Genomic DNA, 21,357 nt, shown 5'->3' on the forward strand with positions numbered 1-21,357 from the left:
CGTATGACCGACTCGACCGCCGACCGCGCCCCCCTCGACTCCGCCGCTGCCGCCGACTCCGCCGACTCCGCGCACGCCCGGCCCGCCAACGCGGGCAAGAAGGCCAAGGACCTCAACGAGGTCATCCGCTACACGCTCTGGTCGGTCTTCCGGCTCAAGGACGTGCTGCCGGCCGACCGCACCGGGTACGCGGACGAGGTGGAGGAGCTGTTCGCGCAGCTCGCCGCGAAGGACGTCACCGTGCGCGGCACGTACGACCTGTCCGGCCTGCGCGCCGACGCCGATCTGATGATCTGGTGGCACGCGGAGACCGCGGAGGCGCTCCAGGACGCCTACAACCTCTTCCGCCGTACGAGGTTCGGGCGCACGCTCGCCCCGGTGTGGTCCAACATGGCGCTGCACCGGCCCGCCGAGTTCAACAAGTCGCACGTCCCGGCGTTCCTCGCCGACGAGGAGGCCCGCGCGTACATCAGCGTGTACCCCTTCGTCCGCTCCTACGACTGGTACCTGCTGCCCGACGAGGACCGCCGCAGGATGCTCGCCGACCACGGCAAGATGGCGCGCGGCTACCCGGACGTGCGGGCCAACACCGTGGCGTCCTTCTCGCTCGGCGACTACGAGTGGATTCTCGCGTTCGAGGCGGACGAGCTGCACCGGATCGTGGACCTCATGCGGCACCTGCGCGGTTCCGAGGCGCGGCTGCACGTCCGGGAAGAGGTTCCCTTCTACACCGGCCGCCGCCGCCCCGTCGCCGAACTCATCGCCGGGCTCGCCTGACGAAGTGCGGCTCGCCGCGTGCTTGCCCCGGGGCGACCCGAGCATATTCAGGGGCGCGTGGGGGCACCTCCCAGGCGAAGCTCTGGGGGAGAACGGCGCGACCAGCCCACCGCCGGCGGGTGGTCCCGGAACCAGCAGTACCCACCACCCCGGAGGGTCCCGCTAGCTCCGGAGCGCCGGATGATCCGCGATGACCGTGGCGGAGTCGGGGGCGACCTCGGTGAAGCCGGCGTCGCGGACCAGGGGCAGCCCGGAGTCGGTGAGGGTCTTCCACTGCGCCGGGGCGGCCGTGCGGACGGCAAGCGGGAACCCCGCCCGCCGCCACGCGCGGCGCTCCTCGGCGGACAGCGCCCACCAGGCGAGTTGGGCGCCGTGGCCGGCCTGGGCCATCGCCTTGCCCGCGGACATCGTGAGGTCCGGTGCCATCCACAGCACCGGTTCGGCCGGGTCCGCGGGCGCGGGCGGCTCGGGGTCGTCGAGCTCGGTGCCGGAGACCTGGAGCCGGGCGAGGTCCTTCGGCCAGCCGTCGAGCGGGATCGGCGGGAAGACCCGGACCTCGGCGTGCTCGCCGGTCACGGTGATGCCCGGCAGCGCCTCCGCCCGGTGCCACTCGGCGCGGCGGGCGCGCCGTACGACCTTGCGGATGCGCGCGTCCTGCCAGGCGGTGACCGCCTGCGTCCACACGCCGTCCTCGGCGGTCGCCCGCTCGTCGGACAGCAGCGTCAGCACGGCGCGGGCCGCGGTCTGGAGGGCGTCGGTGCGGGCCGGGGGCGCGTCGCGCTCGATCCGGACCACCAGGGGCAGGACGTACTGGGGCGCGGCGTCACGGTCGTCCGCCTCGTGCGGGAAAGGGCTGCTCACCTCGCCAGTCTGCCACCGGCTCACAGGGCCGCGGCCAGTTCGGCGGCGGTGATCTGCACCTCGTGGGTGCCGTGGTGCCCGCAGGCGAACGCGCCCGAGACGGCGCCGGCCCGCGCGCACTGGTCGAGGTCGCCGCCGTCGAACAGGGTGTGCAGGAAGGCGGTGACATAGGCGTCGCCCGCGCCGTTGCTGTCCACCACCGGCCGCTCGGGCCGCACCGCGGGGAAGTGCCGTACCAGGTCGGGCCGTTCCCGCTGGAGGACGTACGACCCGTCGGCGCCGTCGGTGGCCACCGCGAGCCGGGCCCGGCCGCGGGCGACGATGTCCCGCAGCACGTCGGGGGCCCGCTCCTTGACGGTGGCGGCGCTCATGAAGACGTAGTCGGCGCCGTACGCCCAGGGGTGGGCCGACGGGTCGGCGCCGTCCCAGACGTGGATGTCGGTCGAGACCGGCACCCCGCGCTGCCGGCACACCTCGAACAGCTCGCGGTTGACGTGGGAGCGGGAGAGGTGGACGTGGTCGGCGCGGTCCAGGTGGGGGCCGCAGAAGGCGAGCGGCATCAGCAGGTCGGCGGGGTGCCGGCCGTCGAAGAAGGAGAACCTGCGGCCCTCCCGGTCGACGAGGTTGACGCTGCGCGGGGTGCCCTCGGGCGCGAGCAGGTGGTCGAAGTCCAGGCCCACCGAGGCGTACCGGTCGAGGATCAGCCGGCCGGGCACGTCGTCGCCGAGGAAGTCGATGAACTTGGTGCGGCGGCCCAGGGCGTGGAAGCCCAGGGCGACGCCGTTGCCGGTGTGGGCGACGTAGTCGCGAACCGGCGGCACCGACACCGAGTCGCTGCCGGGGATCTTCAGTTCGTCGACCCGGACGATGGTGTCGACGCCGCAGCCACCGACCACCAGCACCTCGTACCGCTCGTCGGCGTCCGCCCGGCTGCTGCCGGCTCCGCTGTGCTCGGCCACGGCCCATCCCCCCGGTTCGGTGTGTGGGCGATCACCTTACCGGGGGCCTGACGGGACGCGGTCAGCTGCTCGCGGGGGCCAGCCGCAGCGAGACCGAGTTGATGCAGTACCGCTGGTCGGTGGGCGTGGGGTACCCCTCGCCCTCGAAGACGTGGCCGAGGTGCGAGCCGCAGGTGGCGCAGCGCACCTCCACCCGCACCATGCCCAGCGACCGGTCCTCGATCAGCTCGACCGCGTCGGTGGCGGCCGGGTCGTAGAAGGACGGCCAGCCGCAGTGCGACTCGAATTTCGTGTCCGACCGGAACAGCTCCGCGCCGCAGGCCCGGCAGGAGTAGACGCCCTCGGTCTTGGTGTCGGTGTACTCACCGGTGAACGGGCGCTCGGTGCCGGCCTGGCGCAGCACCGCGTACTCCTGCGGGGACAGCTCGGCGCGCCACTGCTCCTCGGTCTTGTCGACCGGGTAGTTGCGTGCGTCCTGCGACATGCGAACCTCCTCAGACGGGCCTTCGACCGGGCTCAGTCGGCGAGCCGGGCGAGGATCAGGGGGCCGAGCTCCGTCACGTCACCCGCCCCCATGGTGAGAACGAGGTCACCGGGCTTCGCCATTCCCGCCACCCGCTCCACCGCCGCGTCCGCGCCGTGCACCGCGGTGACGTCGGCGCCCGCGGCTTCGGCCGCCGACACGATCAGCTCGCTGGTGATCCCGGGCAGCGGGTCCTCGCGGGCGGGGTAGATGTCCAGCACCAGCGAGGCGTCCGCCAGCGCGAGCGCGCCGCCCATCTCGGTGCCCAGCTCCCTGGTCCGGCTGAACAGGTGCGGCTGGAAGACCACCAGCACCCGGCCGCCGTCGGTGGCCTGGCGGATCGCGGTCAGGTCGGCGGCCATCTCCGTCGGGTGGTGGGCGTAGGAGTCGATCACCTGGACGCCGGCCGCCTCGCCCTTGAGCTGGAGCCGGCGCTTGACGCCGGTGTACTTCGCCAGCGCGGAGGCCAGGTTGCGGGCCGGGGCGCCGGCGGCGATGCCCGCGGCGAGGGCCGCGACCGCGTTGTGCGCGTAGTGGCTGCCGGGCACCGACACCGTGAAGGTGAGCATGCGGCCGTCGAGCAGCACGCTGACCTCGCTGGTCAGGCCGCGCGGGTTGATCCGGGTGATCCGCACGTCGGCGCCCTCGGCCTCGCCGACGGTGACGATGTTCAGGCCGCCGAGGTCCCGGACCCGGCCGGTGAGCTCGACCGCGCCGGGCTGGTCGGCGGAGACCACCAGGGTGCCGCCGGGCCGCACCCTGCCGACGAACTCCTCGAAGGACTCGTAGACCTCCTCCAGGGAGGCGTAGTTGGCGTGGTGGTCCAGTTCCACGTTGAGCACCACCGCGACCTGCGGGGCGTAGCGGTGGAAGCTGCGGTCGGACTCGTCGGCCTCGGCGACGAAGATCTCCCCGCCGCCGTGGTGCGCGTTGGACCCCGGCGCGTCCAGGTCGCCGCCGATCGCGTAGGACGGGTCCAGGCCCAGCGCGGTCAGCGCCACCGCGAGCATCGAGGTGGTGGTGGTCTTGCCGTGGGTGCCCGCCACCGCGATCGGGGTGGTGCCGGCCATCAGCGCGGCCAGCGCGTCGCTGCGGTGCACCACCGGCAGCCCTCGTTCCCGGGCCGCGGCCAGCTCCGGGTTCTGCGCCCGGATCGCGCTGGAGACCACGACCGCCGACGCGTCCGGCGCCAGGTGCGCCGCGTCGTGCCCGAGGTGCACGGTGGCGCCGAGCGCGCGCAGCGCCTGCGCGGTCTCGGAGTCCTTCGCGTCGCTGCCGGCCACCCGCGCCCCGCGCTGGGCGAGGATCTTCGCGATCCCCGACATCCCGGCGCCGCCGATGCCGATGAAGTGCGGTCGGTCCAGGTCGGGGGGTACGGGCGGGCCGGACGGGCTCATGCGCGGGTCTCCAGGGTGGATCGTGGGTGTGCCGGAGCCCCGATCGTGGCACATGTGCGACGCGGTTTTCTCGACGGGCGCACCCGCAGGCTCAGTCGTGCTGCGCGAAGAGCTTCAGCACGGGCACGCCCACCTTGTGCCGGGCCCGGGAGGTCCAGTCGCGGTGGAAGAACTCCTCCACGAAGTGCGGCGCGGTCAGCACCACCACCTCGTCGGCCCCGGACTGCTCCACCACGGCCTTGAGCTTGTCCAGCGGGTGGCTCTGCACCACCTCGCCCTCGGCCGGGGCGCCGGTGGCCCGCAGCGCCTCCAGGGAGTGCGCGAGGGCGAGTTCGGCGGGCTGGTAGGCGGCCTGGCCCTCCGGGATCTCGTTCTCCCGGGCGGCGTCGTCGAGGTAGCCGAGCGCCACGTCGTCCACGGCACGCAGCAGGCGGTCCTGGTCGCCGCGCGGCTGCATGAGCACGACGAAGGAGACCTGCTCGTCGCCGTGGAGCGTGGTGACCAGCTCCACATCGGCCGAGGCGAGCGGCTTCTCGATCATGAGTACGGTCGTGAACACGGGACGCGTCCTTCTCTCTCGCGAGCGAGGCCCCGATCTTCGCCGGGCACCGGTTCCATTGTCCCCACGCCACGCGAAGCGGAACGATCGAATCCGCTTTTTTCGGCCGCAGGTCCCCCGGGAGAGTGCCTTATGCCGTGACCTGCGCCTCCGCCGGCTTGACGCCGAGTTGTTCGAGCCGGCGCCGTTCGACGTACCGGGTGAACAGGAAGCCGTCCTCCTCCAGGACCGACACCGGCGCGAAGCGGGTCGGGGTGCCCTGGCCGGGCCCGTCCATGATCCGCGGCGCGCCGCCGCCGACGGTCAGCGGCGCCACCGTCAGGCACAGCTCGTCCACCACCCCGGCCGCCGTGAACTGCGCCAGCACCCGCGGGCCGCCCTCGTGCAGCAGCCGGGTCAGGCCCAGCGCCGCCAGCTCCCGCACCGCGCGCACCGGGTCCACCCCGGCACCCTCGCCCGCGGTCACCACCCGCGCCCCCGCCGCCTGCGCGGCCGCCAGCGCCTTCGGGTCCGCGCCGGTGCCGGTGAGCACCAGCGTCGGGGTGAGCGCGGCGGTGAACAGCGGCGCCGAGAAGTCCAGGTCCAGCCGGCGGCTGAGCACGGCGATGGCCGGGGCGGGGGTCTGGCCGTCGGCCGCGCGGCGCTCGGCGAACGACGGGCGGGCCTTGCCCGGGCGGTACCCCTCCTGCCGGACGGTCTCGGCCCCGACCACGACCACGTCGGCCAGCGCCCGCAGGGTGCCGAAGATCCGCATGTCGGCGGCGGAGGACAGCGGCGCCGAGGCGCCGTCGTGGGTCGCGGCGCCGTCGAGCGAGGCGACCATGTTCGCCCGGAGGTAGGGGCCCGCCTCCCGCGGCGGGTACGCGTAGGCGTCGGCCAGGTCCACCGCGGGCGCGGCGGCCGGCCCCGGCAGGGGGAGCGGGGGGAACAGTTGCTGCATTTCCGCAGTCTCCCACCCGGCCGGGCAGGGCGCCCCCTGCCCCTTGGGCGCCCTGCCACCGGCCCGCGGCGCCCCCGCAGCGCCCCGCGGCACCCCCGTGGTACGCCCCACCCACCCGCGGGGGGTGCGCCCGGCGGAGAGTAAGGTGGGATGCCGTGCAAGCAGATGTCGCCGCAGGAATAACCGCACCGGTCGTGCTCGCGGAGCGTGACCCGCGCGTCGACACCCAGCGGCTGCTCGCCGAGTTGGTGCCGCCGCCGCGGTTCGACGCGGTGCGCTTCTCCAGCTACGTCCCGGACCGGGACCAGCCCAGCCAGGCCCGCGCCGTGCGCGCCCTGGAGCAGTTCGCCGCCGGGCTCGGCACGCCCGCGGCCGGCACCGGCCGCCGCAGGTGGTTCCGCGGCAAGGCGCCCGAGCAGCCCCCGGCGCCCACCGGCGTCTACCTCGACGGCGGCTACGGCGTCGGCAAGACCCACCTGCTCGCCTCGCTGTGGCACGCCACCGACGCACCGCCCGCGCAGAAAGCGTTCGGCACCTTCGTGGAGCTGACCAACCTCGTGGGCGCGCTCGGCTTCCGCACGGCGGTCGACGCGCTCAGCTCCCACCGGCTGGTCTGCATCGACGAGTTCGAGCTGGACGACCCCGGGGACACGGTGCTGGTCTCCACCCTGCTGTCCCGGCTCGCCGCCGCCGGGGTGCGCCTGGCGGCCACGTCCAACACGCTGCCCGGCAGGCTCGGGGAGGGACGTTTCGCCGCCGCCGACTTCATGCGGGAGATCCAGGGCCTGTCCGCGCAGTTCACGTCCCTGCGGATCGACGGGGAGGACTACCGGCACCGCGGGCTGCCGCAGGCGCCGCAGCCCTACGGCGACGAGCAGGTCACCGCGGCAGCCGTCCGCACCCCCGGCGCCGCGCTCGACGACTTCGAGCCGCTCGCCGCGCACCTCGCGCAGGTGCATCCCAGCAGGTACGGCGCCCTCGTCGACGGGGTCGACGCGGTCTTCCTGCGCGGGGTGCGGCAGGTCACCGACCAGGCGGCCGCGCTGCGCCTGGTCGTCCTCGCCGACCGGCTCTACGACCGCGAGGTGCCCGTCATGGCCTCCGGGGTGCCCTTCGACCAGCTCTTCTCCCCGGAGATGCTCAGCGGCGGCTACCGCAAGAAGTACTTCCGCGCGGTGTCCCGCCTCACCTCCCTGGCCCGCGACTCCTCCCGCCTGGCCTGATCCCGCCCCGCCTGATTCCCACCCCGCCTGGTCCCCCGCGGCCCGAGCACGGGCGGACCCGGGGAGAACAGGGGAGGATCGGGGGATGGCGGAGAAGCTGAGTGCGAGGCTGCGGGTCGAGGCGCGCGGCGGCGCGGTGGACCTGGCGGCGTACGACCCGCGGGGGACGCCGGGCGGGCCGAAGGGCAAGGCGGCGGGGCTGGCCGGGATTCAGGAGATGCGCCCGCGGCTCGCGGAACTCCAGGAGCGGCTGTTCGCGCAGAGCGCGGTGGGCGGGGACCCGCGCCGGGTGCTGGTGGTCCTCCAGGGGATGGACACCTCGGGCAAGGGCGGCACCGTCAAGCACGTGGTGTCCGGGCTGAACCCGGCGGGCCTTCGGGTGCGGGCGTTCAAGGCCCCGACCGCGCAGGAGCGGCGGCACGACTTCCTGTGGCGGGTGCGGCGGGCGCTGCCGCAGGCGGGGGAGATCGGGGTCTTCGACCGGTCGCACTACGAGGACGTGCTGATCGTCCGGGTCCACGACCTGGTGCCCCGCTCGGTGTGGAGCCGCCGCTACGCGGCCATCAACCGGTTCGAGCAGTCCCTCGCGGAGAGCGGGGTGAGCCTGCTGAAGGTGTTCTTGCACATCAGCCCCGAGGAGCAGCGCGCACGGCTGCTGGCGCGGCTCGAACGCCCGGACAAGCACTGGAAGTTCAGCCCGGACGACGTCTTTGAGCGGGAGCGCTGGCCGGCGTACCGGGAGGCGTACGAGGCGGTGCTCGCGCGGTGCTCGACCGAGGCCGCGCCCTGGTACGTGGTGCCGGCGGACCGCAAGTGGTACCGGAACTGGGCGGTCAGCCGGCTGCTGCTGGAGCACCTGGAGCAGCTCCGCCCGGCCTACCCGCAGCCGGATCTCGACGTGGCGAAGTACCGCAGGCTGCTGCTCGCCACCTGAGCCGTCCCCGCATCTGCCGGAACCGGCTGAGCCGCCTCAGCCGGAGCAGGCGGTGCGCTGGGCCTCCTGCCAGGCGCAGACCGGGCAGAGGGTCGCGCCCTTGGTGCTGTCGGGGTACTCGGTGGGCTCCCCGCACAGCACGCAGTCGGCACGGGGCTCGGCGGCCGGATCGGCGGCTGCCTCGGCCGTCTCTGCGGGGACCTGCGGGGAATCGCTCACGGCTCCACCGTAGCCTGCGCGGGTCCGGTGTCGTGGGCGCGCAGGACGGCCGCCCCGCGTGGGGGGAGCTGGACGGCAGGGCCGGGCAGGGTGCGGCAGGCGGGGCGGGCCAGCAGCACCTCGCAGGGCGTGTTGAGGGGGATGCGCGCGGGGGCGTCGGAGAAGTTCACCAGCACCCGGAAGGGGCCGCGGGCGATCCGCAGGGTGCGCCCGCCCGCGGTGGCCGTCACCGTGTCCAGCCGGGGCGAGGCCAGCTCGGGTTCGGCCCGCCGCAGGGCGATCAGCGCCCGGTACCACTCCAGCAGTTCGCGGTGCCCGGGCTTGCCGGCCTCGGCCCAGTCCAGGCAGGAGCGGTCGCGGGTGGCCGGGTCCTGCGGGTCGGGCACGTCCTCCTCGGCCCAGCCGTGCGCGGCGAACTCCCGCCGCCGCCCCCGGGTGATGGCCGCGGCCAGCTCCGGGTCGCCGTGGTCGGTGAAGAACTGCCAGGGCGTGGTGGCGCCCCACTCCTCGCCCATGAACAGCATCGGGGTGAACGGCGAGGTGAGCACCAGCGCGGCGGCGGTGCCGAGCTGCTCGGGGGTGAGCCGGTCGCCGGTGGCGCGGTTGCCGACCTGGTCGTGGGTCTGGGCGTAGCCGAGCAGGCGGTGCGCGGGCGCCGTCGCCGGGTCCAGCGGGCGGCCGTGGTGGCGGCCGCGGAAGGACGACCAGGCGCCGTCGTGGAAGAAGCCGTGGGTGAGGACCTTGGCGAGCGCGGCGGGGCCGGCGGCGGCGAAGTCGGCGTAGTAGCCCTGGGCCTCGCCGGTGACCGCGGTGTGCAGGGCGTGGTGGAAGTCGTCGTTCCACTGCGCGTGCAGCCCCAGGCCGCCGGCCTCGCGCGGCGCGGTGGTGCGCGGGTCGTTGAGGTCGGACTCGGCGATCAGGAACAGTGGGCGGCCCAGCGCCGCCGACAGCCCGTCCACGGCAGTGGACAGCTCCTCCAGGAAGTGCAGCGCGCGGGTGTCGACCAGCGCGTGCACCGCGTCCAGCCGCAGGCCGTCCAGCCGGTAGTCGCGCAGCCAGGCCAGCGCGCTGCCGATCAGGAAGTCCCGCACCTCGTCCGAGCCGGGCGCGTCGAGGTTGACCGCGTCGCCCCAGGGCGTGTGGTGCCGGTCGGTGAAGTACGGCCCGTACGGGGGCAGGTGGTTGCCCGACGGGCCGAGGTGGTTGTGCACCACGTCCAGGACGACGCCCAGGCCGTGGCAGTGGGCCGCGTCGACAAAGCGCTTCATCGCCTCGGGGCCGCCGTACGGCTCGTGCACCGCCCACAGCGAGACGCCCTCGTAGCCCCAGCCGTTGGTGCCGGGGAACGGGCAGACCGGCATCAGCTCGACATGGGTGATGCCGAGCCTGGCCAGGTGGGGCAGCCGCTCGGCCGCGGCGTCGAAGGTCCCCTCGGGGGTGAAGGTGCCGACGTGCAGCTCGTAGAGCACCGCGCCCGGCAGGCCGCGGCCCGGCCACGGCGAACTCCATCGGAAGGCGCCGTGGTCGACCACCGCGCTGGGGCCGTCCGGCCCGTCGGGCTGGCGGCGGGCGCGCGGGTCGGGCAGCGGCGGCCCGCCGTCGAGCCGGTAGGCGTAGCGGGTGCCGGGCCCCGCCGGGGCGTCCACCCGCCACCAGCCGGCGCGTGCGGGGTCGGGCCCCATCCCGTATGGCTGCCCGTCGACCAGCGCCTCCACCTGGCGGGCGTTCGGCGCCCACACCTCGAACAGCACGCAACGGCTCCCGTCCGGCCCGGTCGTCCCGGCCCCGCGTCGTCGTCCGCCCGGCTCTGCCCGTCCGGCGGCCTTCCGGGCACATGCATGCCCGCCGGCGGTGGCGTCTAGACGAAATCCACCCGTTCCTGGGTGATCGGGTAGCCGGCGCGGGCGAAGGCGCGGGCCATCGGGAAGTTCGGCTGGTCGGTGGCCGCGGCGATCTCGGTCGCGCCGAGGTCGACCAGGTCCCGGCCGCACTCCGCCAGCAGGTCGTAGGCGTAGCCGTGGCCGCGCTGCTCGGGGACGACCGCGACGAAGCCGACGCAGTGCGTCCTGGTGTTGCGCGCCGGGACGTGCAGGCCGACGAGGTCGCCCTCGGGGGTGAAGGCGACCCGCCGCCAGTCGTCGGGGGAGGGCATCCAGGACAGGATGCCGAGCGTCTCGTCGAGCGCGGCGTCCAGGCCCTCCGCGTCGAGCGTGTGCCGGTCATGGGCGTCGAGCGTGCCGGACATGGTCCGGGCCATCACCGCGCGGAAGGCGGCGTCGTCCGGTTCGGGCCGGTACACCAGCCGGCCGGTGCGGGCGGGCAGTGGTCCGTCGGCGGCGGTCCAGGTGTAGCGGTAGCGCTCCACGAGACGGTGCATCCCGGCGGCCTCCAGCGCCTCGGCGCGGGCGTCGTACGCGGCCCGCAGCGCGGGGTGCCCGCGCCAGCCGGGCGGCAGCAGCAGGCTGTGCTCGGCCCTCAGCCGTGCGGCCCGCAGCAGGGCGACCGCGGCCTCCTGCTCGCCGTCGGCGACGTCGAACCAGTCGAGCGCCACCGGCGCGGTGTCGTCGGGCTGCGCCCACCACGCGGCGCGGGCCACCGGGGTGCCGTCGCGCAGCGCGACCCACGACCACTCCGGGCGGTACGGGCCGCCCGCGTCCATCAGGGCGAAGTCCTCCCCGAGCAGGGCGCGGCCGAGCCGGTCCGCGACGGGGAGTGAGGTGAACAGGGCGGACTCGCCCGCGGTGAGCGGGCGGAGTACCAGATCAGACATGTGCGTCCTTCGGGAGTCAGCGGTGCGCTCCCGAAGAGGTCACGGACGTCCGGCGGACGGGCGGGAGCGCGGGTGGGTGGTCCTCGACATCGCTCTCGCCTCCTCTTCCTGGTCCTGGCCGGACGTGTCCGCGAAGCGTAGTCCGCCCGCGCCCGCGGCCGCCATCGCTTTTCCCGGCCGGGCCGGCCCGGCCGGCCGGGGCCGCGCGAGGTCCCGTGACCCGCGGCCCCGTGCGGTGTCCCGGGGCCGGCGGATCGGCGGGCGGGGGATCGGCGGACGTAGGATCAGCGGGCCATCAGCTCGCGCAGGGCGGCGGCCACCTCCGCGGGGGCCTGCTCCGCCATGAAGTGCCCCCAGCCGACGGTGGCGTGCACCAGGTCGTCCGCCCACGCGCGCCACAGTGCCCGGGCGTCGTAGCCGAGCGCGGCGCCCCAGTCCTGCTGGAGGACGGCGACCGGCATCCGCAGCCGGTTGCCCGCGTCGCGGTCGGCCTGGTCGTGGGTGACGTCGATGCCGGCCGAGGCGCGGTAGTCCGCGACGATCGACGGGACCGCGGCGCGGCAGGCGGCCAGGTACGCGGCGCGCACCTCGGCCGGGATCGCGGCGGGGTCGGCGGCCCAGGCGTCCAGGAAGTGCCCGAAGAACGCGTCCGGCGCGCCCCCGATCAACTGCTCGGGCAGGCCCGGCGGCTGTGCCATCAGGTACAGGTGGAAGCCGACCGCCGCCGAGGTGCCGTGCATCGCGGCCCACATGTCCAGCGTCGGCAGGACGTCCAGGCACGCCAGATGGGTGACCGCGTTCGGGTGGTCCAGCCCGGCCCGGAACGCGACCAGGGCGCCCCGGTCGTGCCCGGCCAGCGCGAACCGCTCGTGGCCCAGCGCCCGGGCGAGCGCCACGGTGTCGGCGGCCATGGTGCGCTTGGCGTACGCGGTCCCGTCGGGGTCGGCGGGCTTGTCGCTGGCGCCGTAGCCGCGCAGGTCCGGGCAGATCACGGTGTGGTCCGCGGCGAGGTCGGCGGCGACGTGCCGCCACATCAGGTGCGTCTGCGGGAAGCCGTGCAGCAGCACGACGGGACGGCCGGCGCCCCCGACCGCGACGTTCAGGGTGACCCCGTCGGCGACCTTCACGCGCCGCTGCTCGAAGTCCGGGATGCTCGGTGCCATGGTGCCCTGCTCTCAGTGGGTCGTCCGGGTGACACCTCGAGCCTCCCGCGCCCCGATCAGCAGCCGATCAGCAACCGGTCCGGCGGCAATCCGCCCCGCCCGCCCCCGCCCTGCCCGCTCCCGTCCCGCCCGGCTCCGCCCCGCCCGGCCCCCGCGCCGCCGTCACCCGGCGGCGGCCCGCGCGAGCGCCCACTCCTCGTACTCCCGCTCGGAGGTCTCCCGCCGCATCCGGGCCGCCTCCTCCACGTCCTCGCCGACCAGGTGCCGCAGCCGGTCCGCGGGTTCCTCGGCCGCAGCGGCGACCGCCTCGGCCACCGCCTCCGGTGTCGCCACGCCGGCGGGGACGCCCTCCTGGTAGCGCGCCACGGCCTGCCGCACATAGCCGGCGTACGCGGGCGGCACGGGTACGGTGCGGGACGCCTCCTCGGTGTTCCGGACGAAGCCGGTGCCCGGCACCAGGCCGGGTTCGACGAGCTTGACGGTGACGCCGCGCACGGCCAGCTCGTGGCGCAGGGACTCGGTGAAGCCCTCGACGGCGAACTTGGTCGCGGAGTACAGCGACATGAGCGGTTCGGGCACGATGCCGGCGCCGGAGGACACGTTGACCACCCGGCCGCCGCCCTGCGCCGCGAAGTGCGGCAGCACCGCCCGGGTCACCCGCATCACGCCGAAGACGTTCGTCTCGAACAGGTCCCGCACGGCGGTCATCGGGGTGGCCTCGAAGACTGAGAGCAGCCCGGCGCCCGCGTTGTTGACCAGGCAGTCGATGCGGCCGAACCGCTCGGCGGCCCGCTCGACGGCGGCGCCCACCGATTCCTCGTCGCGTACGTCCATGGGCAGGAGCAGCAGGTTGCCGGCCGGGTCCGGGCGGTCCGCGGCGCCGGGGCGCCGTGCCGTGGCGGCCACGTTCCAGCCGCGGGCCAGGAACGCCGCCACCGTCGCCTTGCCGAGACCGGACGCGCCGCCGGTCACCAGAACCGTCCTGGGGTGATGTCGATCAGTCATGTCTCCAGGATGGAAAGCAGACGGCGGACTGTCTATCATCAATAGTCCGCCAATGATGAGCGATCGTCCGAGAGGAGTGGGCGTCCGGGATGGCTGATCCGCTGACCGACCTGATCCGCCTCATCCGGCCGCACGCCGTGCTGCGCAAGCGGATCGAGGGCACCGGCCGCTGGGCGGTCCGCTTCCCCGCGGGCGACGACATCACCTTCGGCACGGTGACCCGCGGCAGCTGCCTGCTCCTCGGCGCCGGACCCCGACTCGCGCTCGCCGAGGGCGACTTCCTGCTGATCTGCGCGCCGCCGGACGGCTTCACCTTCGCCGCCGACCCCGACACCCCGGCCGCGGACGGCGACGCGCTGCTGGAGCGCTCCCCCGACCACGCGGTGACCGTCGGCGACGGTACGGGCGAGCCCTGCCGGCTGACCGGCGGCCACTTCCTGACCGACCCGGCCAACGCCCACCTGCTGCGCGCCCTGATGCCCGGCCGCGTCCACCTGCGGGGCGCGGAGCCCGGCACCCGCCGGATCGCGCAACTCCTCGACCTGATCGGCGACGAGGCGGCCGCCGACCGGCCCGGCGCGGGCTACGTCCTGCCGCGCCTGGTCGAGATCATGCTCGTGGAGGCGCTGCGCGGCCACGGCGCCGCGGAGCCTGGCGGCCGCCCCCGGGACGTGCCGCCGGGCCTGCTCGGCGGGCTCGCCGACCCACCGGTCGCCGCAGCGCTGCACGCGCTGCACGCCGACGTCCGCCGGCCGTGGACGGTGGCCGCGCTGGCGGCGGTGGCCCGCATGTCGCGCTCGGTGTTCGCCGAGCGGTTCGCCGCCCGGGTCGGCACCACCCCAATGGAGTACCTGCTCGCCTGGCGGATGGCGCTGGCCAAGGACGCGCTGGGCCGCGGCGGGCAGACGCTCGACGCGATCGCCCACGGCGTCGGCTACGGGTCGGCGAGCGCCTTCAGCAACGCCTTCCGCCGCACCACCGGGGTGGCGCCGGGCCGCTATGCGGCGGCGCGGGGGTTCGCGGCGGGAGGAGGCGGGGCGGGGACGTAGCGTGGGGGGATGGCGGAGGTGGAGTTCGGGGTGCTCGGGGCCGTCGTGGCGGAGCGGGGCGGGGCGCGGGTAGGGCTGCGGGGGCCGCGGCACACGGCGGTGGTCGCGCGGCTGCTGGTGGCGCGGCGGCGGGTGGTGCCGGTCCGTCAGCTGGTCGCGGACCTGTGGGAGGAGGAGCCGCCGCAGGGGGCGGTGGGGGCCGTGCAGACGTTCGTGGCCGCGCTGCGCAAGGCGCTGGAGCCCGAGCGGCCGCCGCGGGCCCCGGCGCGGCTGCTGGTCACGGAAGGACCCGGTTACGCGCTGCGGGCGCGGCCGGACGCGGTGGACGCCTGGCGGTTCGAGGCGGCGCTGACGGCCGCCGCCGAGTTGCCGCCCGGCCCGGCGCTGGAACGGCTGGAGGGGGCGCTCGGCCTGTGGCGCGGCCCGGCGTACGCGGAGTTCGCCGGTGCCCGCTGGGCGGACACCGAACGCGCCCGGCTGGCCGAACTGCGGCTCCAGGGCGAGGAGCGCAGGGCCGCGGCCCGGCTCGCGCTGGGCCGCGCCGAACAGGCCGTACCCGACCTGGACGCGCACCTCGCCGACCACCCCTGGCGGGAGGAGGCGTGGCGGCTGCTGGCGCTGGCGCTGTACCGCTCCGGCCGCCAGGCCGACGCGCTGGCGGTGCTCCGCCGGGCACGGGAGACCCTGGCCGGGCGGCTGGGCCTGGACCCCGGGGCGCGGCTGCGCCGCCTGGAGGCGGACATCCTGGCGCAGGACCCGCACCTGGACCTGCCGGCGGACGCCGGGCCGACGAATGCCGGGCCGACGAATGCCGGGCCGACGGATGCGCCCGCCACCGCCGCCGACCTGCTGTGGCGGGAGGCGGCCGCGGCATACGACCGCACGGTGGGCGGCGGCGCCCGGGCCCGGCTGGAGTCGGCCGTCGGCCTGATCCGCAACCTCGCGGTGACCGGGGGCGGCGGCCTGGAGGCCGCCCGGCGGCACCGGCTCGCGGCGATCACCGCGGCGGAGGAACTCGGCGACCCCGAGCTGACCACGCGCGTCATCGGCGGCTACGACGTCCCCGCGGTCTGGCCGCGCGGCGACGACCCGCAGGCCGCCGCACGGATCGTCGCCGCGGCCGAACGGACCCTCATCGCGCTGCCGCCGGCCGCCGCGTACGACGCCGCGCGCTGCCGCCTGCTCGCGACCGTCGCGGTGGAGACGCGCGGCACCCGCTCCCCGCGCGGCCCCCAGGCGGCGCGCGCGGCCGAGGAGATCGCCCGCCGGCTGGACGACCCCGCGCTGCTCGCCTACGCGCTCAACGGCGTCTTCATGCAGTCCTGCACCCGGGCCGGCCGCGCGCCGCTCCGGGACGAGGTCGGCGCGGAACTGGTGGCGCTCGCCGCCCGGCACGACCTGCCCACCTTCGAGGTGCTCGGGCACCTGATCCGGATGCAGGCCCGCGCGGCGCTCGCCGACCTCGCCGCCGCCGACGCGCACGCCGCCGCGGCCGACCGCCTGGCCGAGCGGCACGAACTGCCGCTCGTCGGGGTCTTCACCGGGTGGTACGCGGCGCTGCGGCTCGCCGCCGCCGGACGCTCCGGCCCGGCCGAGGCCGCCTACCGGGCCGCCGACGCCCGCCTGGAAGGCGCGGGCATGCCGGGGGTGCGGCGCGGCCTGCTGCCGCTGGCGCTGCTGTGCCTGCGCCTGTCGGGCGGGGACGGCAGCGGGCTCGGCGCCGGGGCGGTCGCGGCCGCCGCGGAAGGGGCGGACCCCGGCGCGGACTGGGGCCCGTACCGCCCCTGGGCCGAACCCTTCCTCCTGCTGCGCGCCGGTGACCGCCTCGCCGCCCGCCAGGCGCTGGCCGCGCTGCCCGAACCACCGGCCGACCTCACGTACGAGGCCCTGTGCTGCCTCCAGGCCGCCCTCGCCGCCGAACTCCGCGACCCGCCCGCCCTGCGCCAGGCCCGCGCCCACCTCCTCCCGGCCGCCGCGGAACTCGCGGGCGCGGCCACCGGCATGTTCACCGCCGGCCCCGTCCGCGCCTACCTGACCGCGATCACCGCGGCCCTGCCTTAGGCCGTCTCCGACGCATCCCGCCCCGGCCGGGTCCGGCGCGCACGCCCTCTCCCTGCCTCCGGCGGGGGCGCCCCCAGCGTTGCCGGTCGCCGGCGCAGCCCGTTCCCCCAGCGCCCTGCGCCTTGCGATTGGGGGCACCGCCCATGCCGCAGGCTTGGGGAGTACCAGGCCCCGCCGGCCCGCCGCTTGGGCGGGGAGGCGTCGTTTGTCCGGCACAGCCCGGTTCCTTGACGCCCTCGCGGTACCTAGGGTGGTCGGGGAACGGCCGCGGGGCCGGGGCCGGGCGAGGGAGGGGTGCGTCATCGACCGGGTGGAAGTCAACGGTGCCGAAGCGGACGCGGAGGATCTGAGGGTGCTCGCGCGGGCCACCTACGCGCACTTCTCCTCGATGCAGGTGCGGGACCGGGCGGTCCGCGGACTGGATCTGCACCTGAAGCGGCTGGACGGCAGTACGCGGGAGCTGTTCGGAACGGGACTGGACGCCGACCGGGTGTGCTCCTGCGTGCGGCACGCGCTCCGTGACCGCCCGGACGGGGCAACGGTCCGGGTGACCGTCTTCAGCCGCCACCACGAGGCCGTGGTGCGCGGCGAGGACGTGGAGCCGGACGTGGCGGTGGCGACGAGCGCGCCTCTTGCGGCGCGGACCTCACCGGTGCGGCTGCGGACGGTGGCGTACGAGCGGGACCTGCCCCACGTCAAGCACGCCGGGACGTTCGGGCTCGTCCGCCACCGGCGCCAGGCGGTGCGCGCCGGGTACGACGACGCGCTGTTCACCGATCGCCACGGCCGCGTCAGCGAAGCGTCGATCTCGAACATCGGCTTCTTCGACGGCGAGCGGGTCGTCTGGCCCGAGGCCGCCGTACTGCCGGGCATCACGATGCAACTGCTCCAGCGCGGGCTGGCGGCCAAGGGCATCCCGTCCGGCCGGCGGGAGATCCACCGCCGCGAGCTGGGAGCCTGGGCGTCTGGCACCCCCGCCCTCGCGGCCTTCCTCACGAACTCGATCTCGCCGGCCGTCCCGGTCGCGGGCATCGACGAGGCGGCGTTGACCGTCGATCCCGAGGTGACGAACCTGCTCGTGGACTGCTACGGGACGAACCCCTGGCAGACCGTCTGAACGCTGCGGGTGCGCGTCCGCCGGGGGCACGCGGGTGGGCGGGTCATGCGTCGCGGGTGAGGAGGGCTGCCGGGGCGGCGGCGAGGAGGGCGGTGAGGGGGACCGCGCCTTCGTGGACGGCGCCGCCGAGGCAGTCGCGCCAGCGGCCCGGGGGGAGGGGGAGAGCGGTGCCGCGCCAGCCGCCGGACTCGGCCAGCCGCGCGGACAGGCGGGTCACCACGGTCAGCGCGCCGCCGCCGCGGAGGAAGGCGACGCAGTGCTCGGCGGCGGGGCCCTCGGCGTACAGGGGGGCGTAGGCGGCGTGCGGGCCGTACCACTCGGGGTGGTCGCGGCGCAGCCGCAGGGCGACGGCGGTCAGCCGCGGCTTGGCCCCCTCGGACGCGCCGGGCGCGGGTGCGGCCAGGGGCTCGCGGTTGTCGGGGTCGACAAGGGTGAACACCGGGAACTCGGTGCCCTGGTAGAGGTCGGGCACGCCGGGCATCGTGAGGTGCAGCAGGGCCGCGCCCAGCGTGTTCGCCTCCGCGTACGGTGCCAGGTCGGCGGCGAAGGCGGCCACGTCCGGCTGCCGCGCGCCGCAGGGGCCCTGCCGGGCGAAGTCGGCGACCGCCGCCTCGTAGTCCGCGTCCTGCTCGGTCCAGGTGGTGCGCAGGCCCGCCTCGCGTACGGATTTCAGGGCGGCGGGCACCAGCCGCTCGGGGGTGCAGGAGGCGCCGAGCCCGACCGCGGTCTGGTAGAGGGTGTACTCGGTGTGCCGGTCCGGCGCGGCGGGGCCCGCCCCGGCGGTCAGCCACTCCCGCCAGGCGCCGGGCCGCTCGGACAGCACGGCGAGCCGCAGCCGCAGGTCGGCGCTGCGCTTGGTGTCGTGCGTGGACAGCACGGTGCCGGTGGCCGGCCAGGTGCGCTGCCGCTGCCGGCAGGAGGCGTGGAACTCGGCGGGGGAGACGGCCGGCGCCCCGGGGTCGCGGCCGACCTCGCACAGTGGCAGCAGCGGCCCGTAGCGGTAGAACGCGGCGTCCTCCACGGACTTGGCGTGCAGCGCGGAGGCGACCTGCGGGAAGCGGACCGCGACGTCGTCGGCGTCCGGGCCGGGCGCACAGCCGGCGGCGGCGGGCCGCCCCAGCGCGAGGTCGCGGAGCAGGGCGAGCGCGGGGGCCAGCCGCGGGCCGACCTCCTCCGCCGCCTGCCGCGCGGCGGCGGTGAGCAGGGCGACGTCCGTGCCCGCGGGTTCGGTGCCGGGCCGGACGTACGTGCGGTAGACCGGGACGCGCACCAGCAGTTCGCGCAGCGCCTCCGCGAGCACCTCGGGCGCGTACGGTGACGGGTAAGGGGTGTCCTCCCGGCTCGCAGGACTTACCGCGGCGCCTGCGTCCCCGCGCACGCCGGAGGGTGCGTAAGGGGCGTTTTCCTGGTGCGCAGGGCTTACCGATTGCCCGGCGCGGCGGGCGCGGTCCGCGCTCCGCGCCAGCCGGGCGACCTCCGCGGCCAGGTCCCGGCCCACCACCCGGTGGGCGGCCCGCCGCACCGTCGCCTCCCACCGGCCGCCCTCGTCGTCGGGCACCCCGGTGAACTCCCGGAAGAAGTCCGCCAGGTGCGCGGCCCCGTCCGGGTCGGTGAACAGCCCGTCGATCCGGTCGAGCGCGTCGTACCCGGTGGTGCCCGCGCACGCCCATCCCCGCGGCAGCTCCTCGCCGCGCTGGAGGATCTTCTCCACCACCGTCCAGCGGCCCCCGCTCGCGGCCGCCAACTGCCGCAGGTAGCCCGCCGGGTCGGCCAGCCCGTCCGGGTGGTCGATCCGCAGGCCGTCGGCGACGCCGTCCCGCAGCAGCCGCAGCACCGTCGCGTGGGTCGCCTCGAACACCTCCGGCCGCTCCACGCGGACCGCGATCAGGTCGGAGATGGTGAAGAAGCGGCGGTAGTTGAGGTCGGTGCGGGCCGTGCGCCAGTACGCGAGCTCGTAGTGCTGGGCGGCCACCAGTTCGGGCAGCGGCAGGTCCTCGGTGCCGGGCCGCAGCGGGAACCGGTGCTCGTAGTACGCCAGCACCCGGCCGCCGCCGGCCCCGGACCCCGGGTCCGACCGTTCGGCGCGCTTGTCGGCCACCACCGCGAGCGCGCCCAGCACGTCCGGCAGCGGCTCGCCCAGCACCGGCAGCAGCACCCGCCCGCCCCGCGCGGCCCAGTCGATGTCGAACCAGTCCGCGTACCGCGAGCCGGGCCCGTCCCGCAGCACCTCCCACAGCGGGCCGTTGAGGTGCTCCGGCGCCGGGACGGCCATGTGGTTGGGCACCACGTCCAGCACCAGCCCCAGGCCGTGCGCCCGGGCCCGCGCGGACAGCTCCCGCAGCCCCTGCTCGCCGCCCAGCTCGGCCCGTACCCGCGTGTGGTCCACCACGTCGTAGCCGTGCGTCGAGCCGGGTACCGCCTCCAGCACCGGTGACAGGTGCAGATGGGTGACCCCGAGCGCGGCCAGGTACGGGACCCGGGCCGCCGCGTCGGCGAAGGTGAAGCCCGGTTGCAGCTGGAGCCGGTAGGTCGAGGCGGGGACCGCCGGGTCCGCGCCGGGCGGGGCGGGAGCCGGTGAAGGAGCCGGGGAAGCCGTCATATGGTCTTCTTTACCCCGGATCTGACCGGATCTGCCCGGGACACCCCGCCCCGGCGTGCCCGCACCACCCCGGCGTGCCGCGCCCGCCCCCACAGTGCCGCGCCCCGGCCCGCCGCGCCCGCACCACCCGTCCGGGTCAGTCCGCCGGCCGCTGGAGCACCACGATGCTGCGGTCGGCCAGCAGCAGCCGGTCCCCGGCCGCGACCCGCTCGCCGGCGCCCGGCGGCACCCCGTCCGGCCGCTCGGTGTCGACCACGAGCTGCCACTCCTTGCCGTGGTTGACCGGCAGCACGAACTCCAGGGCGCGCGGGGCGGCGTTGAACAGCAGCAGGAACGAGTCGTCGGTGATCGGCTCCCCGCGCGGGCCCGGCTCGGAGATCGCGTTGCCGTTGAGGAAGACCACCAGCGACCTGGCGTGCGCCGCCTGCCAGTCCAGCTGCGTCATCTCCCGCCCGTCCGGGGTGAACCAGGCGATGTCCGACAGCTCGTCATGGGTGCCCTGCACCGGGCGGCCGTGGAAGAAGCGGCGGCGCCGGAAGACCGGGTGGTCGCGGCGCAGCCACACCATCGTCTTCACGAACTCGTGCAGCTTCAGCGCGTCGTCGTCCGCCTGGCCGCCGCCGGGCTTGCCGGGCCAGGCGATCCACGCCAGTTCGTTGTCCTGGCAGTACACGTTGTTGTTGCCGCGCTGGGTGCGCCCGAACTCGTCGCCGTGGCTGAGCATCGGCACGCCCTGGGAGAGCATCAGGGTGGCCACGAAGTTCCGCATCTGGCGCAGCCGCAGCGCTTGCACCGCCCGGTCCTCGGTCGGCCCCTCGGCGCCGCAGTTCCAGGACCGGTTGTGGCTCTCGCCGTCCCGGTTGCCCTCGCCGTTGCCCTCGTTGTGCTTCTCGTCGTAGGAGACCAGGTCGCGCAGGGTGAAGCCGTCGTGGCAGGTGACGAAGTTGATCGAGGCGAGCGGGCGGCGGCCGTCGTCCTGGTAGAGGTCGGAGGAACCGGTCAGCCGGGAGCCGAACTCCGCCAGGGTGGCGCTCTCGCCGCGCCACAGGTCGCGCACGGTGTCGCGGAACTTGCCGTTCCACTCCGTCCACAGCGGCGGGAAGTTGCCGACCTGGTAGCCGCCCTCGCCGACGTCCCACGGCTCGGCGATCAGCTTCACCTGGGAGACCACCGGGTCCTGCTGCACCAGGTCGAAGAAGGA

The 21,357-nt window shown here is 75.7% G+C and carries 18 protein-coding genes and 1 pseudogene; 6 read left to right on the top strand and 13 right to left on the bottom strand.

What is annotated here, in order from left to right; translation table 11 throughout:
* The first annotated feature begins 3 nt into the window (after positions 1-3).
* On the top strand, positions 4-777 hold the full coding sequence (hemQ, locus tag WA788_RS32090; protein WP_335983480.1) for a hydrogen peroxide-dependent heme synthase: 774 nt from the start codon (positions 4-6) through the stop codon (positions 775-777).
* A 162-nt stretch (positions 778-939) separates the two neighbouring features.
* Here hemQ and WA788_RS32095 read toward each other — a convergent pair whose 3' ends face one another.
* The 6 genes from WA788_RS32095 to WA788_RS32120 all read right to left on the bottom strand — a co-directional run bounded on the left by WA788_RS32095 (position 940) and on the right by WA788_RS32120 (position 6,016).
* The gene (locus WA788_RS32095) at positions 940-1,638 is read right to left on the bottom strand and encodes a peptidyl-tRNA hydrolase (protein ID WP_335983482.1); all 699 of its coding nucleotides are present in this window, start codon (positions 1,636-1,638) and stop codon (positions 940-942) included.
* 20 nt (positions 1,639-1,658) lie between these two features.
* Complete coding sequence (locus WA788_RS32100) at positions 1,659-2,597, bottom strand: carbohydrate kinase family protein (protein ID WP_335983484.1); 939 nt, start codon at positions 2,595-2,597, stop codon at positions 1,659-1,661.
* Positions 2,598-2,658: 61 nt separating this feature from the next.
* Positions 2,659-3,081, bottom strand: coding sequence for a peptide-methionine (R)-S-oxide reductase MsrB (gene msrB, locus WA788_RS32105; protein ID WP_335983485.1), 423 nt, complete (start codon positions 3,079-3,081; stop codon positions 2,659-2,661).
* A 32-nt stretch (positions 3,082-3,113) separates the two neighbouring features.
* Positions 3,114-4,517 carry a UDP-N-acetylmuramate--L-alanine ligase gene (murC, locus tag WA788_RS32110; protein WP_335983487.1) on the bottom strand — a complete coding sequence of 468 codons (1,404 nt, stop codon included), beginning with the start codon at positions 4,515-4,517 and terminating at the stop codon, positions 3,114-3,116.
* 91 nt (positions 4,518-4,608) lie between these two features.
* Positions 4,609-5,076, bottom strand: coding sequence for an indole-3-glycerol phosphate synthase (locus WA788_RS32115; protein ID WP_335983489.1), 468 nt, complete (start codon positions 5,074-5,076; stop codon positions 4,609-4,611).
* Positions 5,077-5,206: 130 nt separating this feature from the next.
* Positions 5,207-6,016, bottom strand: a complete 810-nt coding sequence (locus WA788_RS32120) for a pyrimidine reductase family protein (protein ID WP_335983491.1) — start codon at positions 6,014-6,016, stop codon at positions 5,207-5,209.
* Positions 6,017-6,171: 155 nt separating this feature from the next.
* Between WA788_RS32120 and zapE the strand changes: the two genes are divergently transcribed.
* Complete coding sequence (gene zapE / locus WA788_RS32125; RefSeq protein ID WP_335983493.1) at positions 6,172-7,239, top strand: cell division protein ZapE; 1,068 nt, start codon at positions 6,172-6,174, stop codon at positions 7,237-7,239.
* An 85-nt stretch (positions 7,240-7,324) separates the two neighbouring features.
* Entirely contained in the window at positions 7,325-8,173 is an 849-nt protein-coding gene (locus tag WA788_RS32130; RefSeq protein WP_335983496.1) for a polyphosphate kinase 2 family protein, read from the top strand.
* A 36-nt stretch (positions 8,174-8,209) separates the two neighbouring features.
* On the opposite strand, the gene WA788_RS32135 is transcribed toward WA788_RS32130, so the two are convergent.
* From WA788_RS32135 to WA788_RS32155, 5 genes are all read right to left on the bottom strand, one after another.
* Positions 8,210-8,392 carry a hypothetical protein gene (locus tag WA788_RS32135; RefSeq protein WP_335983498.1) on the bottom strand — a complete coding sequence of 61 codons (183 nt, stop codon included), beginning with the start codon at positions 8,390-8,392 and terminating at the stop codon, positions 8,210-8,212.
* Positions 8,389-10,143: a malto-oligosyltrehalose trehalohydrolase gene (gene treZ, locus WA788_RS32140; RefSeq protein WP_335983500.1), complete on the bottom strand. Its 1,755-nt coding sequence runs from the start codon at positions 10,141-10,143 to the stop codon at positions 8,389-8,391. The genes WA788_RS32135 and treZ overlap by 4 nt, the downstream gene beginning before the upstream one ends.
* 107 nt (positions 10,144-10,250) lie before the next feature.
* Positions 10,251-11,162, bottom strand: coding sequence for a GNAT family N-acetyltransferase (locus tag WA788_RS32145; protein WP_335983503.1), 912 nt, complete (start codon positions 11,160-11,162; stop codon positions 10,251-10,253).
* 284 nt (positions 11,163-11,446) lie between these two features.
* A complete protein-coding gene (locus WA788_RS32150) occupies positions 11,447-12,325 on the bottom strand; it encodes an alpha/beta fold hydrolase (protein ID WP_335983505.1) in 879 nt (292 codons plus the stop codon).
* A gap of 162 nt (positions 12,326-12,487) precedes the next feature.
* Positions 12,488-13,330: an SDR family oxidoreductase gene (locus tag WA788_RS32155; RefSeq protein ID WP_335983508.1), complete on the bottom strand. Its 843-nt coding sequence runs from the start codon at positions 13,328-13,330 to the stop codon at positions 12,488-12,490.
* A gap of 89 nt (positions 13,331-13,419) precedes the next feature.
* On the opposite strand from WA788_RS32155, the gene WA788_RS32160 reads away from it, so the two are divergent.
* The 3 genes from WA788_RS32160 (at position 13,420) to WA788_RS32170 (ending at position 17,557) form a co-directional block, all read left to right on the top strand.
* Positions 13,420-14,379 carry an AraC family transcriptional regulator gene (locus WA788_RS32160; RefSeq protein WP_335983510.1) on the top strand — a complete coding sequence of 320 codons (960 nt, stop codon included), beginning with the start codon at positions 13,420-13,422 and terminating at the stop codon, positions 14,377-14,379.
* 9 nt (positions 14,380-14,388) lie between these two features.
* Positions 14,389-16,440 (top strand): AfsR/SARP family transcriptional regulator, encoded by a 2,052-nt coding sequence (locus WA788_RS32165; RefSeq protein ID WP_335983512.1) that lies wholly within the window; start codon positions 14,389-14,391, stop codon positions 16,438-16,440.
* A 310-nt stretch (positions 16,441-16,750) separates the two neighbouring features.
* The gene (locus tag WA788_RS32170) at positions 16,751-17,557 is read left to right on the top strand and encodes an aminotransferase class IV family protein (RefSeq protein ID WP_335983515.1); all 807 of its coding nucleotides are present in this window, start codon (positions 16,751-16,753) and stop codon (positions 17,555-17,557) included.
* Positions 17,558-17,600: 43 nt separating this feature from the next.
* Here the strand turns inward: WA788_RS32170 and WA788_RS32175 are convergent, their stop codons facing one another.
* Positions 17,601-20,156, bottom strand: a complete 2,556-nt coding sequence (locus tag WA788_RS32175) for an alpha-amylase family glycosyl hydrolase (protein WP_335983518.1) — start codon at positions 20,154-20,156, stop codon at positions 17,601-17,603.
* Between the two features lie 136 nt (positions 20,157-20,292).
* Positions 20,293-21,357, bottom strand: a pseudogene (locus tag WA788_RS32180) (glycogen debranching enzyme); the annotation flags it as partial.

The sequence above is a fragment of the Streptomyces sp. CA2R106 genome (assembly GCF_037034245.1).
Classification (GTDB): Bacteria; Actinomycetota; Actinomycetes; order Streptomycetales; family Streptomycetaceae; genus Actinacidiphila.

Bases quoted from the DNA above. Each gene is read 5' to 3' on its own strand.
- WA788_RS32130 (WP_335983496.1), top strand. From the start codon at position 7,325: ATGGCGGAGAAGCTGAGTGCGAGGCTGCGGGTCGAGGCGCGCGGCGGC.
- WA788_RS32165 (WP_335983512.1), top strand. From the start codon at position 14,389: ATGGCGGAGGTGGAGTTCGGGGTGCTCGGGGCCGTCGTGGCGGAGCGG.
- WA788_RS32145 (WP_335983503.1), bottom strand. From the start codon at position 11,162: ATGTCTGATCTGGTACTCCGCCCGCTCACCGCGGGCGAGTCCGCCCTG.
- WA788_RS32175 (WP_335983518.1), bottom strand. From the start codon at position 20,156: ATGACGGCTTCCCCGGCTCCTTCACCGGCTCCCGCCCCGCCCGGCGCG.
- hemQ (WP_335983480.1), top strand. From the start codon at position 4: ATGACCGACTCGACCGCCGACCGCGCCCCCCTCGACTCCGCCGCTGCC.
- WA788_RS32150 (WP_335983505.1), bottom strand. From the start codon at position 12,325: ATGGCACCGAGCATCCCGGACTTCGAGCAGCGGCGCGTGAAGGTCGCC.
- WA788_RS32120 (WP_335983491.1), bottom strand. From the start codon at position 6,016: ATGCAGCAACTGTTCCCCCCGCTCCCCCTGCCGGGGCCGGCCGCCGCG.
- WA788_RS32160 (WP_335983510.1), top strand. From the start codon at position 13,420: ATGGCTGATCCGCTGACCGACCTGATCCGCCTCATCCGGCCGCACGCC.
- WA788_RS32155 (WP_335983508.1), bottom strand. From the start codon at position 13,330: ATGACTGATCGACATCACCCCAGGACGGTTCTGGTGACCGGCGGCGCG.
- msrB (WP_335983485.1), bottom strand. From the start codon at position 3,081: ATGTCGCAGGACGCACGCAACTACCCGGTCGACAAGACCGAGGAGCAG.
- murC (WP_335983487.1), bottom strand. From the start codon at position 4,517: ATGAGCCCGTCCGGCCCGCCCGTACCCCCCGACCTGGACCGACCGCAC.